Below are 15,926 nucleotides of genomic sequence, written 5' to 3' on the forward strand. Positions count from 1 at the left end.
GCCACGTCTCTAGCCACGGTGCAAACCACAGTGCTTGCACCGTGGCTAACATCTCAACTCAGACCGTCACCCGCCAGATGCCTCTCACCGGATGCAGACGCTTAAAGTGGAGCATATCCGCTAGTCGGCTATCCTGCCCTGCCGTGCCCCCCGGCATTTATCCTCAAACTAAGCGCCGCAAATGTGTTTTGGGACTGGTTCGTTCTGCAACGGAGTTATGCGACGATCGAGCATCTGAAGACCGGCGGTTGCCTCGACTGTCGCAAAATCTAGGATTTCCGCAACAGTGGCGCGGAAGTCCGATGTAGTACGACTTCTAGTGCCAATCAGACGGCAATCGGGCCTTCGTCGCTACCATCCCAGTAGCGGATCGCTTTTGCATCCACACGGATCATGACGATGCTCTCATCCTAAAACCAAATTACAACTAACGTCGCGTAATTTGAGTATGAGCCTTGCAGGGAGGCGGCTTATATTGCTCGCTCCGGGCCTTTCCAGATGTCAAACGGGTTCACCCGGATCCAACGTGTTGCAACCCATTTGCTGCCCTTCAGAACTGGCAGTCCGGCGTGATCACTGTCCTTATTTATGCGGCCATCCGAATGTATGTTGGAAAACATTATGGCGTCGCCAGCCTTCGGTATGATACTGATATCAATATTAGGAAAAACAGTCTCACCGCCACTAAAATTGTCATTAAGGTAGATAATAACAGTCTTAGTTCTTTGATTTTTGGAATATGGTAAGCTGTCCGAATGCAACCTGAACTGTTGATTGAACTTATATTTCAAAATTGTTAGCGGCTCTCCCGCAAAAATGGAGCTTTCACTCAGGGAGGCAATCCGACGATTTATTGCTCTAATCGCTAGGTCCTCTCGCAGCGGTCCAATGCTTGCAGTATCGGATGTTCGTATAGGATTAAGGATCCTTTTGCCGCTTCGCGGATCAATTACCAATGCTGGAGCCAAAAGGTCTTCGGCACTATGCATCAGGTGGCGACATTCGGCCGGCGTTAGGAACGCCGAGACCCGCGATACCGCACCATCACGTGACAACGGTTCGGAAACGAACGCACGCGTAGGCGATCCGTCAGCGCCCAGCGTCATGTTACAAATTAGATCGAGAACCTGCCTGGCTTGATGATTGTCTTCAGGCGTCGCTTCCAACAGTCGCCTAGCCGTTTTCCAATCCGCGGCACCTCCGCTACCGTTTGCCGTGAGCGCCATCTCCATCATCTGCGCTTCATGGTGACCGAGAGATGCCGCTTGCCTCAGTGCCGCGCGCGCGGCGACGAGATCCCGCGGTACGACGTCTCCGACGATCTGCCAAAATCCGAGCTGAAATAGCGCGTCACGGTCCCGGCGGCCTGCCGCGGCAACGAGCGCAGAGACCGCTTCGGGGATGCGTTGACCAGCTACGAGCCGATCAACTGCTTGCAGAAATGCACTATCTGACATTGCTTTGGCATAACGCAAAATGGGGGCCGGTGGAAACCACCGACCCCCAGTTATGCAATAATTAGCAGATCAGAACTTGGCTACGGCACCGACATAAAGATACCGACCACGAACGTCATAGATACCGGACCCGTCTGTAACACCAGTCAGGCCGTAAGGCGGCTGCTTGTTACCGACGTTATCGATACCGATGTACGTATTAAATCGATCCGAGACGTCTGCCTCAAAGCGAATGTCGTGATACCCTACTGCAGGATACTGCTTAATAGGCGCATAGTCGGTGTTCTGTGGCGGGACGCCATTCAAACCGTTGTAGTCCTCGTATGTATTGAGATAAGCGGCGCCGATATACCGAAAACCGTAATTAAACCCAACCTTACCAACGTTTACACCGGCGTTTAAAGTCAAACGGTTTTTAGGGTTGCCCAGTTCACCAAGCAACCGATCCTTGAAAGATGGATCAGCTGGATTGGTGAAGTTGTCGTTCTGGATCGAGCGTACATACGCTGCTTGTACGAAGCCACTACCCCAAGAAAACTTATGATTATAGTTCACGTTCGCCTGAACGCCGCGGACCTTCAGCTTTGCAAAGTTTGCGGTAGATTGAAGCAAAGAGCCTTCCAGGACCTGAAACGGCTGTTCACCCCGAGGTCCGCCATTTGCTCCGGCCCGTTGGAAGAGACCGCAGAACGGGTTGTCTAATGACGTTGCGTCGTAGCAGAGGTTTAAGATGTCTTGCGCATCACCTGTAGACGTGATCACGTTGTTGACCGTGATATCGTAGTAGTCGGCCGATATTGATAGTCCCGGCGCGAAAGATGGCGTGAGCACGAACCCGCCCGTATAAGAGTCGGACTTTTCAGCTTTCAAGTTGGGGTTGCCGCCGCTGACAAATTCGAGCGACGCGCCATATACAAAGTCATACCCTGCAGGGCGACCTGCAGCATCGCAATTTGCGACGCGAGTTGCCGACCCCGTTGCCAGGTTGCGTGCCGAACACGGATCGTTCGGGGCCGGAGCAAAGTTCTGAGACTGCGCCGAGTAAAGTTCGCCTAGGTTCGGCGCACGAACAGAACGCGAATAACTCCCTCGGATCATAAGGTCGTTCACAGGACGGTATTGAATACCGCCAGAGTACGCATAGACCGTACCTGCAGCACCCTTGTAGTCGGATACGCGACCGGATCCGTTGACAGTGAGCTCACGAATTAATGGCAAATCCTTGAGAAGGGGTACGCGCAACTCACCGAAGGCTTCCTTTACTTCAAAAGCCGTTGGAGGGCTGAGTGAGGGTATAGCGTTATAGAAGGCATACCCAGCCTGGGTGAAATCATCGAGATCATACTTGTTGGTCTCGCGACGATACTCACCGCCAACGACAAACGCGATCGGGCCCCCTGGCAATGAAAACAGCTGACTGAAATCGCCGGAAACAAACCCTGTTGCGTCGAACTGCGTGATCTTACCTTGCGCTCGTGACGCGACCGTCAAATAGTCCCGAGCAGCTTGCGAGACTGAGCCATCGCCGAAAGGATTGATTGGTACGCAAGCCGCAATGTCTGCTGCCAACTGTGCGGGATTTCCGCCCCTATCTTCCCCAGCATAGCGAGGGTCAACCTGAGCTCGGCAGACCACCTGACCAGCGGCGTTCGTCGTTGAATCAAGAGAAAGCAGATATCGCTGCCTGTTGATGTTCCCCTGGATGAGGTTCCTTTCCTTGAACTCCCCGTAGTTAGCGGAGATTTCATAATTCCAGTCATCGTTGAAATCGCCACGTACGCCACCAACGATACGATACGTTTCACGACGGATCTGTTCGTCGCGGATACCGAGATCAAGCCAATTACGACGAAGACCGAAGCGATACGTACCGTCGGCAACCTGACCGAGCGATGCATTTTGCCGAGCTATGCCTGCGGCAGTTGTGCCAAACGAAGCACCTGTATTGGGATTTACCCCGGAGTTGATGCCAGCCGTGAGCTGCGTGGCCAGGGTCGCACGGGCTTGGCCTGCAAGATACGGGTTATCGAGCCGGACGCCCTCGCGGTTCACGTCGCCGGAGTTGAAATATGAAAAGTCTGAAACGCCCGTGACGGATGTCACGTCGCCCAACGTCGTCCCGGTCGAGAAGAAAGGACCGCTCTGCGAGCCACGCGCGTCGCTGCGCGAATATTTTGCTTCAACAAACGGCACGAACGCCCGCGAAATTTCATAGTGTCCGAGAAGGTTGAACGAATATCGCTTCAGATCGGGTGAAAGAACCAAAAGTTGGCCTTGGCGGCTGTTATACCCGTTCCCGTTTATGAAGCTGCCGTTCGGTCCTAAACCGACGCGAAGGCCATTCTGTTGAGCCAATGCTCCGCCGGGCTGAAATAGATAGGCGCAGGTGTAGGATGTGCCAACCGCGTCATTACCACAGGGTGCGCCTGCCAGGCCTGGCCGGTAGCGGATGCCGACCTGACCACCAGTCGAGATGGTAGCAGACCGGATGTCGTTGAAAAATGCACGGTCGAAAACGTTGTCCGCGCCGTTCACCGATCCAGATGGATCGGTATCCACGGTGACGAAACCGTTGACCTGCTTCAAGTTCGGACGCCCGCTCGCGTAGTAGTCTTCTTGGTGCGCATACTCTGCGCTTACCGTGATATTGCCGCGTCCACCGCCGAAGTTTTTACCGGCGATACCACTGATCAGCTGCGCACCCGCGTCGCCATACTTACTGATACCGGACTGCCCGCGCAGGCTCAGGCCGTCATAATCATCCTTGAGGACAAAGTTGACGACACCTGCAACGGCATCTGAGCCATAAGTAGCGGATGCGCCACCGGTCAGAACCTGAATGTCCTTGATGAGATCCGATGGTATCGTATTGATATCAACCGATACACCCGTGTTCAGGATATCGCCTGCAACATGGCGGCGACCGTTTACGAGCACCAGTGTGCGCTGCGTGCCGAGGCCGTACAAATCAACCAGGTTCAGACCACGAGTGCCCAAATATTGCGTCGAGTTTTGCTGGCTAAACGTATTACGCAGCTGCGGCAGTTCGTTCAGAGTGTCGCCGACGGATACCTTTCCTGTCTGAAAAAGCTGCTCGCCCGACACCGTCGTGATTGGGGAGGTCGACTGAATATTTGGTGAGCGGATGCGCGATCCGGTTACAACGATGTCATTACCAGCCGCAGCCGTCGCCTGGCCTGTAGCAACGGCGGTGTTCGAAGCGTTCTGCGCTGATGGCTCAGCAGACGCATCAACCGCCGCTGCATCAGACTGTGCCTGCATAGGCGAAGGCTGGGCTTGAGCCGAGACAATGCTCGGCACCATTAGGGCCGCGCCGGTAAGAGCCGTGGCACCGAGAAGGCGATAAAATCTCATGGTAGAACCCCTGACCTGTTTTTCTATTTCTGACCCAATTTAAGCCGTTTTAAAAAGGCTTGCGCAAGGGAACACAGCCGTAAAATGACAGTAAGATGAACTTCTGATCCCAATGTGACAAAAATGATACATCGTGCAGCGGTTTGTTTTATCGCTTAGGTCGGCACACCAGCCTGAGCGAGCTCGTTTCCGCTGCGCAAACGGCCGCTCATTACGCGACGTTACCGTGGTTTGAAAAATGTAAGATAGTGTTCCTTTATTATGATCCTGCGCTAAATGCGTCTGTGGGTTAACCCGAGAGCCATCTTATGCCTAACAACAAGCAGTCACCAATGATCGACGAGGCCGCGACTGCCGATCAATTTAGCAATCAAAAATTCAAATTGATCATTGCTGGTTCGCCCGGTGATAGCATAGGCATTATAAAACATATATCTATCGATCTTTACGATGTTCGTCAGGCAAAAACATCTTGCGATCTGCATAATTCGTTGTCGGAAGATGTCTGGGATCTCGTTATAATAGATGTAAAAGTCCCCGACATTGACAGCGTATCATTGATAAAGGTACTTTCGTCCAGTAACAAATCATTCAGGTTGCTAGTTCGATCTGAATCGGATGATGAAGTAGATAGAGTGCTCGCGCTGGAGTTAGGTGCTGATGATTGCGTCGCTTTGTCCTGCAGCCCTCGTGAGATACAGGCACGAGTTAGGGCGCTGTTACGCCGTTGCACGAATGACATTCAGAAGGAGCCGGGATTATCGGTTGAACAAAACCGAGACCTGGGCGCGGAATTATTCTATGAAGGCTGGGTCTTAAACAGGGATAGATGCGTCCTATACTCGCCATCTGGTGACGTTATTGCTTTGACTAATGCGGAGTACGGAATACTAGTGAATCTGTTTAGAGAGCCCGGATTAGTAAAAGATCGCTCAAGTTTGCTCAATGTAAATTCTGAATCGAGTGAGTATGACATAAGATCTCTCGACGTGTTCGTGAGTCGCCTTCGTAAGAAAATGAATCAGTATAATGGTCATGATCTAATAGAAACAGTTCGGGGTAGAGGTTATCGGTTGAACGTAAATATCTCTCGCGTCGGGTAATATAAAACGAGTGATGACGGCCGTTTTCGTATTGTGTTGTCTACGGACCTGGGGCTGTTGCGCACCAAGGTCGGCAGAATTGGCTCGTCGTGAGCTAACCATCTATGTTAAATAACACACAGGGGCATGTTAAGATGTGGCTGCTTACGGTCCGGCTATTCATGGCGTCTGCTTTGCATCGTATCGTCTCGAAAACAACCGCCCGCTGTTATCCTCACTGTTGCCATACAGCGCTCAAGATGTGAAAACCTCTTCAACCCAGAATCTCCTGAAATTCATTTCTCGTGAGAAAGCTGGATCGCTAAAGAACGTCCAGATTGCGGATGTTGCCAGCGTACGAAATGTCCTTGCACGGACGGGAGTTATCGATGTCGACCTGGACCACGCGGCTGAAAAATGGGATTCCTCCACGACTGCGAATGTTCTTCGAGAGGCTGTTTCTGCTGGTTGTCACATGGCTTGCCGTGACCGGCGCGATCGAGGTGATCCGGGGCAACGCTACCTTCAGTCCGTTAGTCCTGACTGGTTTGGTTTTGGGATGCGCGTTAGCCGCTACCTTCAAACCTGTTCCGCCCGAATATCGTCAGCGTGCGGAATAGACAGCTTTCAAGGTAACGCCCACTTCCGCTAAATCCATTCGATCCTGAAGCAAAAATCATAAGGTTTGCATCGTACAGCGGTTAAGCGTTCGATGGTGAGACGCCTTATGCTCACTGACGTGAAAAGGCACGGGTCTGTAAGCTATTGCTCGAAATTGGTCAGTCGGCTTGGGGATTTTTCGATGCTCATATTGTTTGTTTTAGCCTTAAAATCAGCGCAACTGCCCGCAGGGAAGGCAAGGCTCTCTCACTCGGTAATAACGGCTGATCTAGATGGAGATGGTCGAGAGGACAAAGCGTCAGTCTTTACCAATCAGGTTTCAGGGTTGAGCGTTGTTATGCTGGAACTGGCGACGGGCCGTTCTCTGCCTGTTTACGCAGTTCCGGCTAGAGTCGGCGCTAAGCTTTCGCACCGAAATCGCCAGATTATGGAATTGGGCATGGATATTCCAGCTGCGTTGCCCGTTAAACGGGATGTGGTCAGAGCTGACTCCAATGACAGGCGCACGTCCGGCGTTGTTCGAAAAGATTGTCTTGCGCGTGAGAACGCGTGAACTGCATTGGCTCTGTTCCGCATCATAAATGTGCAGAAAGACAGTAATGGGCTGGGGAGGTTTTCCGACCTCCCCCTTGGCTCGTCGCCGGACATTCCCAAAATAGCATTGATTCCGAGAACGCCCGCGTTGTCTTGGGCGTCGTTCCCTTTCACGACGAACGGCGTCCGTCCCGATGATAGATAGCGCGATTAGCTCACCGCCACATAGCGTGCGCGATTACAGGCATACCCGGATTGAATCCTGGCGAGCCTTTCCGCGTTTTCGGTCGGTAACGAAAAACCTTCGGACGTCAGTTTCCAAATAGTCGGACGAAGCGGCAAGCTTTATCGTATTTGCCACGCGTAGATCGGGTCCGCTCCGACTGCCCGGCCTGCCGCCCACCAGCAATCATGTGGTTTGGACGGACAGAGCCTGTATTGATCGATCGCGTCGATCAATACATTAATGCCGCCGAACTCTCCGAACATGAAAAAGACGAAGCGCGTCTTTTCCTTTTTGCGTCGAACATGGTGACCAAAACGGAGCCAGAGCGACGTTCTCCGGAGAGTACAGACCGCTCGGACCCGGGACATGTACCGCGGTCGAAGTTCCAACAATGACAGATTGTTAATCATAACCCGGTACCTCCTGAGTCATGAATTTGCCCCTGGAGTTTCCGATGCGCGCTGTAATTATTGCTCTTTCCCTACCGCTTGCTGCTTGTGGCGGAGCGGGCGGAAACATCAGTTCCATCGGATCTTCCGCATCAGGGGGGAGCGTTATCCCGTTGACGCCCAGTCCTACAGCTACACCGACGCCAAGTAGCACACAGAGCAATCTCTTCGACGTTTCGACTGCGACGAAGTTCGACGCGATCGGCGCAGTGCATTCCCTTGCGGTCAAGGCGGATGGCTCGTCGCTCTATCAAGGCAATGCAAGTACCGTTGAAGCCCCCTCGGGAACAATCAGTTATGACCCACGTGATGGGGTCTTTGTGATGACGATCGCCGACGGCAAAGCAAATGTTTCTCGGGATATCACATTCCAGGATCCGGGCCACCGAACGACCGCCGATGCCAATAATGTTGAACGACAAGTGCCACTTTTGGCCGGATTTAACTATCTCCACGTTCTTGACGGCACAGTTCCTCTTACCTTCTTCTACCAACGTCCAAATAGCAGCGGGTCATTTGTCTCACTAGCCGGGTTCGAGCGTAGCCAGACCAACGAGGATGGTTCATCGCTGGCTGAGCAGGGAGTGCTGGTATTCGGAACGCGTTCCACGACCATACAAACGCCAACAAAGGGTGCCGCACATTTTGACGGCCAGTTCCTCGCAACGATGATCGCTCAACAGGGCGGTTCTGCTCGTGTGCAGCAGTGGCTGGACGGGGTCAGCGCAGTGGACGTAGATTTCGCGAAACGCACTCTATCACTCAGCCTTTCTGGCAAAGTCGGCCCCGCGTTCGTTCAGAATCAGCCGGTAGCCGATGCTGCGCTAAGCGTGCCTTCAGGCTCAACCTTCACTGCGACCGGCTCAGCGGGTTGGACATCAGCCTCGACGGCTTTCAGCGGCAAGTTCGCGTCGGCTGCGTTCTCTGCCAATGGCACGTCTACTCCGATCGACTTCACGTCTGTCAGTGCCGGTACGGCCACCGCAGGTGCCAGCTCGATCGACGGTACGTTCTATGGTCCAAATACCAAGAACGTCGGTGGCAACTTCCGCATTGTTGGTGGAATACCAAATCAGCGCGTCGATATTCTTGGCGGCTTCGTCGGCGTGAAGAAGTAGTAGGCTTCGACGAGGAGTTCTCAATATGCGGTTTACGCTAATGGCCAGCTCGGCGATACTTGCCTTGGCGTCGCCGACGTCTGCTGCTCCTGAACGCAATTGTTCGAATGGCACCTGTCATATTGAGCTCACGCCGCCGCAACTGCTGGTAGCGGCGGAACGCCTGATTACCGAGAGGCATTATGCGGAAGCTTTACCGCTTGTAGAGGCATTGCGTCTTGCACCTGGGTTCAAGTTACAGACAGAGTTTTTGGGGGGGCTGATAGCTTCGCGGACCGGCGACTACGCTACTGCCGCGGATAAGTTCATGGCAATTTTGGCGAATGATCCCGCCCAGACCAGGGTCCGGCTTGAACTGGCGCAAGCGTTGATAGCGTTAAAGAAGACGGCAAGCGCCGATCGCCAGCTACGAATTGTTCAGCAAGATACAGAACTGCCTCAGCAGATTGCCAGGACGATACGTACGGTACGCGACACGATACGTAGCGGTCGGACATGGCGCCTCGACCTAAATGTCGGCGTCGCACCTGATACCAACATAAACAACGCAACGTCAGCTCAATCCATAACGGTCTTGCTCGGTGAAGACGCCTACCAAGCGGATCTGAACGAGGAAGCGAAGGCTCACTCGGGTGTCGGGTTGACTGCCCAACTTTCTGCCGGGTTGCGTCTTCCCATCTCGCAGCAAGTATCCGCGCTTGCGGAGATCGACGCGAACGGGTCGAACTACCGCGGCATTCAGTTCGATGATTACAACGTCCAGACATCGGCTGGCGCTGAATATCGGCTAACTCCAACCAGCAGCGTTTCATTTGAAGGCATCTATGCACGCCGTTGGTTCGGGGGGAAGGCGGCAACCGCTCAGGTTGGGGCGCGAACCGGGGGGCAGATGGTCCTCGGTAAGCGCGATCGCTTCGGCTACCAAGTCGATGTTCGTCATGTTCGGGCTTATTTCGACCGGGGCTACGATGGCTGGCAAGGCGGTTTATATGGTACGATCGAGCACGTCGTAGCGCGAACGCTGGTTGTTTCCGCTGGCCCGTTTTTGCGACGCGAATGGTTGCGAGAAGACGCCTTTTCCGACATCGAAGTTGGCGGCAACTTGGGTGTGGGCGGCGAACTGCGCAACGGCTTCAACTTAGGCGGCAGCTTGGGAATGTCCCGAGCAATTTTTGACGCACCGCTGCTGATATTTGATGCCAAGCCGCGGCGGGACACTCGTTTGGTAATACGGACAACGCTGGGTAACCGTAAGATACGAGTTCTAGGATTTTCTCCGCAAATGAACTGGACCTATAATCGCATTGGATCTTCTATCCCGTTATACGCGATAAAGCGTAGTCGCTTTGAACTAACAGCCGCGCGATATTTCTAGTAACTTAACCGCCAAGAGCCTGACCTAAAATCGAGCTCGGAAATTTCAGTTCCTCGTGGTTTACCGGGGTGCCTAGGGCAGGCGGTTCACATGGGCTAATCCAAAACTGCGTGACGCAAGCATGGCAGAGGCGAGCTGCATGAGCGCGTGTCGGCTATCGTGTGTTTTCCGACAGGCGCCTACAGCGCAGTGTGGTCGTGTAGAACAAATGGCTCGTAGCCAATACAAGGATTGGTTTCACGATTCTTATGGCGCTGATTATGGTAGCTTTGATGGTGATAACCGCCTGACAAGTTTCGTATCATAGTAACGGCTCTATTGAGAAAACCTGATCGGCTGAGATCGCGCAATTCGTGACATTGTGCGCTTCCATATCTTGAAGGCGGGAACAGGACATGCGGATAATGCTGTTGAACTTGGCGTGGACCTTATTGGCGGGTGCGAGTGTGTCACCGGCAGCATCAGAGCCATGGCAGTTCACGGACGAGCGCATGATCGTGGCTAGCGACACAATGGTCGTCACCTTTGTCGGCGAGTCCGTAAGGGTAAAGGGTGAGATGCGAACAGCGCAAGTCAACCTACACCTCCCGAAGCCAGACAAGTATGGCGCAAGCAGCTTCGCTATCAATACTGAGGTGGACTGCACGCGAAAGCTCTTGCGGGAGGTGGCATCAATTGCAGCGCGTTCCGATGGCGGCGTCGTGTATCTTCCCCGTGAGGCTGGAGACAACGACTTCAAGCCAGTCCGGAAAGACAGCTTTGCCGTCGTGATACAGGAGCACCTGTGCGGGATTAAGCGGGAGGACGACAGGAAAGGCGGCATTTATCTGTACACGTCGAGCGACATCGCGGCTCGGAGCGTCTTCGCGCTCCTGGCGCTCGGTATCGAGAATGAAGCAGCGGGGCAACTGGCCAGCAAGCGCTATTCTGAGCCGGACGAGATCACCGCGGCGCTGGACGAACAGAAGGTTCCCGCTGACAAGCGCGCGGCGGTCATCAAGGCGATCGATGCGCAGATCGAGCCGGAGGCCAAGCCGCCGCCACCGATCATTCCCTTGGCGTCGGCAGTCGCCAGCGGTCACGTCGGTAAATATACGCATTCCGAAATGGAGTTAGCTTCCGGTCTGTGGCTGAAGGCGGATGGTACTTTCCAGTATTTCCTGACGGTCGGATCGCTGGATGAGAAAGCCAACGGTCGCTGGACGGCGCAGGGTAGCCGCGTTGTACTGGAAAACGATCCCGTTCCGGTCCCGCCGACGATCACTACTGGATCAGGCGGTCGTGACCCGGCGAGCAAACTGCGGTTGAAGGTGACGATACCGTCCGGAAAAGGCGTTCCCGGTGTAGATCTCGTAGTCGGCTTCGACACCGGTAATCCGCTCGAAGGCTACGCGCAATCAGACGGCTGGACGCTCCCGGCAGACGAGAAGCGTGAGCCGCGCTGGGTCATGTTCTCGATGTCGTCCTATGGTTTGCGCTCCGCCCGGTTTCCGATCAACGCGCGCACCGCGAATGCTCTAACGTACATCCTGACGCCGAACGACATCGGCGTGGTCAACTTCGCTAAAGTTAATGTGATAGCTGACGGTAACGGCCTGACTGTGATCCGCGAGGGACAGTCGATGCGATACGAGAAGCAGGGAAAGTGACGCGCGCTGTGGCGCGTCACTAGCCACCAAACCCGCTGGACCAGCCGTGAAAACGATATCAAGCGTCCGCTGCTGCCCCCCGCCCCGCGAAGGGGCGTTCGATCGTCCGGCGCCGGGGCAGATCCTAGAATTGCTGTACTAATGCAGCTTTTCCAGCTGTTAGGGCCGAGGACTGCCAATCGTTTCTGACGCAAGGCTAGGCTTTACGAGTCCGACGCTATGCATCACGGCAGATTGGGTCAGCATGATCGCCAGCCACCAGGTCGCGTCGGCCAAGCTGATCAACCACGGATGACCGCGTAAGCTGAGCGCAATCGAAAGAGCAGGCAACACGAAGCCGATCCAGATGATGAAAGCACTGCCCAATGCAACCGTCCACGGACTCGCGTTTACCGGCGCCAGTATCAAAGCTCCAGCCAGGATAGCCGCTAGCCAGAACAGCGCCAGCGTAGCAGCAGCGAGTATTGCGCCGCGCAGGCGACTCCGGAAACCCGCAAAAAGAATGATCACTCCGGCAAAGGTCGCAGCCCCGATCGGAATGATGTTGCTGATAATATAATTCATGAGCTCCTAACCTCAATCGTACGATGTGTTGTTGCCACCTACCATCATGAGGTTCTTGAACCTTCCATGGGTACACCCGCATCCGGTTCACTGTTCAACGACTGGAAAGAGGTGATCGAATGATTCATTGTTATACGTCGCGAACGGAAAACCCAATGAGTGCGACCTCCGCTGACGGGGCTGTCTAGCTCTAAGGGACAAGCCATCAGTAACCAACAATGGGAGGCTGTCCCTCGAGGGGCGGCCTTTTATGTTTTGTGGCGATGCCCCCGCATAATGACGAAATCACCGCGGCGTCCATCAACCTAAAGGCTGAGGACGTCTCGGCTGCTCAGACAGTGCGAAAAAACCGTGGCCGCGATGCTTGGCGCTAAATTCGGCCCTCACCGTCAGGCCGATTTGTGGCCCTCAAAGATCTACCTTCTCGTCCTCGATACGGTAAGGCTTCCCCGTCACTTTAGCTTTCACAAAGGACAGAATGGACACCACTCCCGCGCCGGGAGTGTCCCAATATTCAGCTCCGTCGGCATGAACCTTCAGCAATACAATTTCCGGATCTTCCGGGCCATCAGGGAACCAGGCCTCGATACCCGCATTCCACAGTTGCTTAGCTTTCTGTACGTCGTGTACAACTTCGGCCTTTCCGGTCACCGACACCCATGAGCTTTTCGACGAGAAGGCGGCGTTGACGCGCGGTTCTAGGTCAATTTGTTCAACCTTGCGACCGCCGCGTTTGGTAAAGAACCAAAGATCACCATCGAACTCAACCTTCTGGACCGCCATGGGCCGGCTCATCAGGCGGCCTTCGGAATTGGTCGTGAACATACACACGTGAGCGTCCGCGATCAGCTCTGCTATCTTGGCAACTCCGTCGTTGCGTGGTTCCTTCGGGGTGTCAGTAGCGCTGCTCATGGTAATCTCCGCGTAGGCTGTCCAGACGTCAGAAGGTCTGACCTGTTCCTGGCGGATCAACGTCTCAGCAATAAGAACGGCGCAGAAGCTTGCGTAATATCCGGACGTACTAGGCGCCCCCATCCCTCCTTCCGAAAGTCTGTTCGCCTTTATTCCGGACGGCGTTCAGTGCCCTCCAGCAGCTGCCGATAAGTCTTAAAGCCCAGAAGATGATCGAGCGAACAGGCGTCGCGCGCCATTACCAGAGCAGGTGGTCGGTGATTACGCCCGCTCTCACTAGCAGGCCTAGAGCCGCTCCTACGCAAATAACAGCCGCATACACGGCGATGGCCCGCGTCCGACTGCGCCGATCCGTTTCGTAACTCATGTTCGATTACCCCGTATCTTCAGTAGTCGGCTTCGCATAATCACGCAGACTATCCCTGCATGGTCGAAGGAAGCACACATGATCGTGAACGCTCAAGGCGAAGATACGCTCTCCGAACGCGCTGAAATCCATTTCCTCGCGGCGCTCGTTGACGAACTTATGCGTAAGTTGCTGACGGCAGGCGTAGTTTCACAAGCCGATTTGAACGATATAGAGGCGAGCGTTGCGGCGCGAACCGGGACCACCCCTCGCGCGTGGTAGAATAGCCAACCTTTCTGTAATTGCTCGACCAGTATCGAGGAAGCTCCCTCTCCAGCATTGAGCGTTATTCTAAGCAAGCGGACAATTATGCATTATGCTAACAACGGCAGTATCCAAGTAAATCCTGATATCGCCGCCTGAAATGTGCCAGGTCAATAGCCTCAGATCAGCGGAATGAGGGGGTCCTTTTTCGATGCCAATCGCCCCGCTACCGAGTTCTTTTCTCTTTGCCTAATTGCTCACAGCTGGCCAATACCTTTACGGATCCTGATAAGTATTGTGACGTCATCTTAAATGGAGCATGATAGTGTAATGAGCTTGGTTCGACGCGCGGTACGATTATTTGGCAGCGGGACGGCAATAGCCGCGTGCAAGGAAAAGGGTGCAGTATGCAACTGAGCGGCTTGATCGCGCGACTGGGGCGGCATCTCGATCTCACCGACGCCGAACGCGAGGCGATCCTGCACGCCGAACGCGGCGAGCGGCGCTTGCGTGCGGGTGACGTGCTGGTCGCCGAAGGTGGCGAAAGCCACGCGCTGTATGTCGTGCGACAGGGGTGGTTGCACTCCTCGACCAAGCTGGTCACCGGCGGGCGCCAGATCCTGCGCTTCCACTATGCAGGTGACCTGATCGGCACGTCGAGCATGGCGTGGTCTCAGGCAGCGGCGACGCTGACCGCGATCTCGGACTGCATCGTGATCGATTTGCCAAAGACGGAACTCGGGCTGCTGTTCCGCGCTCAACCGCGGATCGCCGGGCTGCTCTATGCAATTGCCGCAGCCGAAAACGTTGCGATGAGCGACCGGCTGACGACGATCGGGCGGATGGGGGCCAGCGAACGGCTGTCGACGCTGTTGCTCGACATCATGGCGCGGCTGCGGGTGACGGCGGGGGGGATCGTCGATTCCTTCGACCTGCCTCTGACGCAGACCGATATCGGTGATGCCCTTGGGCTGACCAAGGTGCATGTGAACCGGACGATCCGGGCGCTGGAGAAGGCGGGCGTGATCGAGCGGAACGGACGCCGGGTCCGGATTGTCGACGAAGCGGCGCTGGTCGCGGCGACGGGGTTTACAGACCGCTACGGCGAGATCGAAACCGCGTGGTTGCCGCCCGCGGCTTGAAGACGGACCGACTTCGATCCGCTGCGTGGCCATACCGGTCTGACTGCATGACCCCTGAAACAAGGGGCTTTCATGGCAAAGCATGGCAGTCGTTCCCGGATCGGGCTTGTTGGCGTCGGCATCGCGACGATGTCGCTCGCGGCCTGCGTCAAGCCGTCAGAAAAAATCGCGACCTCGCTCGAGGGATAGGGTTTTCAGCCGGCGCAGTCGCAGTGCGTCGGCGACCGGCTCGAGGCAAACTTGTCGCTTGGCCAGCTGCAGCAACTCGGTCGCGCCGCCAAGGCGTCGCGCGAAGGNGGGATAGGGTTTTCAGCCGGCGCAGTCGCAGTGCGTCGGCGACCGGCTCGAGGCAAACTTGTCGCTTGGCCAGCTGCAGCAACTCGGTCGCGCCGCCAAGGCGTCGCGCGAAGGTGAAACGCCCCCAAACCGCCTGACGGCCAGCGACTTCGTTCGCGTGTCTGGGCAGGTCAAGGATCCCAAGGTGCCGCTTGAAGTCGGCAAGGCAGCCGCTGCCTTTAGCATCCTGACCGACCCCGCATCACCGCTCTAAGTCAGTACTATGGACATCGCTCCGGCGCGGGCGATGTCCCGATCCTTCGTGCTGCAAATGTGTGCAAATCGCCTATAAAGGGCAACTATTTGCCATGCAGATTTGCATTGCGGCGGTACCCGCTACTCATCGTCGGTGTAAAGTCCGGCAAACTTACCGTTCTCAAGGCCACCAATGAGCCAGGTCTGTGGCTTACCTTTTTCGAATGTTACCTTGTAGGTTTCCTCGCGGCCGTCTGCCATATCCGCTTTGAGGAAAGTCA

13 protein-coding genes are annotated in these 15,926 nt (G+C 55.1%); 9 read left to right on the forward strand and 4 right to left on the reverse strand.

What is annotated here, in order from left to right:
• Positions 1-470 precede the first annotated feature (470 nt).
• Both ASE69_RS21385 and ASE69_RS09810 read right to left on the reverse strand, forming a co-directional pair.
• On the reverse strand, positions 471-1,457 hold the full coding sequence (locus tag ASE69_RS21385) for a prolyl hydroxylase family protein (RefSeq protein ID WP_082453050.1): 987 nt from the start codon (positions 1,455-1,457) through the stop codon (positions 471-473).
• 69 nt (positions 1,458-1,526) lie between these two features.
• A complete protein-coding gene (locus tag ASE69_RS09810; RefSeq protein ID WP_056485775.1) occupies positions 1,527-4,832 on the reverse strand; it encodes a TonB-dependent receptor domain-containing protein in 3,306 nt (1,101 codons plus the stop codon).
• A gap of 332 nt (positions 4,833-5,164) precedes the next feature.
• On the opposite strand from ASE69_RS09810, the gene ASE69_RS21390 reads away from it, so the two are divergent.
• The 6 genes from ASE69_RS21390 to ASE69_RS09830 all read left to right on the forward strand — a co-directional run bounded on the left by ASE69_RS21390 (position 5,165) and on the right by ASE69_RS09830 (position 11,886).
• The gene (locus ASE69_RS21390; RefSeq protein ID WP_162236876.1) at positions 5,165-5,935 is read left to right on the forward strand and encodes a response regulator transcription factor; all 771 of its coding nucleotides are present in this window, start codon (positions 5,165-5,167) and stop codon (positions 5,933-5,935) included.
• 368 nt (positions 5,936-6,303) lie between these two features.
• Complete coding sequence (locus ASE69_RS09815; RefSeq protein ID WP_156362277.1) at positions 6,304-6,534, forward strand: hypothetical protein; 231 nt, start codon at positions 6,304-6,306, stop codon at positions 6,532-6,534.
• A 182-nt stretch (positions 6,535-6,716) separates the two neighbouring features.
• Entirely contained in the window at positions 6,717-7,088 is a 372-nt protein-coding gene (locus ASE69_RS22020; protein ID WP_156362278.1) for a hypothetical protein, read from the forward strand.
• A 637-nt stretch (positions 7,089-7,725) separates the two neighbouring features.
• A complete protein-coding gene (locus ASE69_RS22025) occupies positions 7,726-8,862 on the forward strand; it encodes a transferrin-binding protein-like solute binding protein (RefSeq protein ID WP_156362279.1) in 1,137 nt (378 codons plus the stop codon).
• A gap of 25 nt (positions 8,863-8,887) precedes the next feature.
• Positions 8,888-10,237, forward strand: a complete 1,350-nt coding sequence (locus tag ASE69_RS09825) for a surface lipoprotein assembly modifier (protein WP_082453052.1) — start codon at positions 8,888-8,890, stop codon at positions 10,235-10,237.
• A 404-nt stretch (positions 10,238-10,641) separates the two neighbouring features.
• On the forward strand, positions 10,642-11,886 hold the full coding sequence (locus ASE69_RS09830) for a hypothetical protein (RefSeq protein WP_235518467.1): 1,245 nt from the start codon (positions 10,642-10,644) through the stop codon (positions 11,884-11,886).
• A gap of 159 nt (positions 11,887-12,045) precedes the next feature.
• Here ASE69_RS09830 and ASE69_RS09835 read toward each other — a convergent pair whose 3' ends face one another.
• Positions 12,046-12,450: a hypothetical protein gene (locus ASE69_RS09835; RefSeq protein ID WP_056485790.1), complete on the reverse strand. Its 405-nt coding sequence runs from the start codon at positions 12,448-12,450 to the stop codon at positions 12,046-12,048.
• A 408-nt stretch (positions 12,451-12,858) separates the two neighbouring features.
• A complete protein-coding gene (locus ASE69_RS09840) occupies positions 12,859-13,362 on the reverse strand; it encodes a pyridoxamine 5'-phosphate oxidase family protein (RefSeq protein ID WP_056485802.1) in 504 nt (167 codons plus the stop codon).
• Between the two features lie 445 nt (positions 13,363-13,807).
• On the opposite strand from ASE69_RS09840, the gene ASE69_RS09845 reads away from it, so the two are divergent.
• The 3 genes from ASE69_RS09845 (at position 13,808) to ASE69_RS09855 (ending at position 15,664) form a co-directional block, all read left to right on the forward strand.
• A complete protein-coding gene (locus tag ASE69_RS09845) occupies positions 13,808-13,990 on the forward strand; it encodes a hypothetical protein (protein WP_056485793.1) in 183 nt (60 codons plus the stop codon).
• Positions 13,991-14,379: 389 nt separating this feature from the next.
• Positions 14,380-15,114: a Crp/Fnr family transcriptional regulator gene (locus ASE69_RS09850; RefSeq protein WP_056485796.1), complete on the forward strand. Its 735-nt coding sequence runs from the start codon at positions 14,380-14,382 to the stop codon at positions 15,112-15,114.
• Positions 15,115-15,469: 355 nt separating this feature from the next.
• On the forward strand, positions 15,470-15,664 hold the full coding sequence (locus tag ASE69_RS09855; RefSeq protein WP_056485799.1) for a hypothetical protein: 195 nt from the start codon (positions 15,470-15,472) through the stop codon (positions 15,662-15,664).
• The last annotated feature ends 262 nt before the right edge of the window (positions 15,665-15,926 follow it).

Origin of the sequence: Sphingomonas sp. Leaf208 (assembly GCF_001421415.1) — a bacterium.
Lineage (GTDB): Bacteria > Pseudomonadota > Alphaproteobacteria > Sphingomonadales > Sphingomonadaceae > Sphingomonas.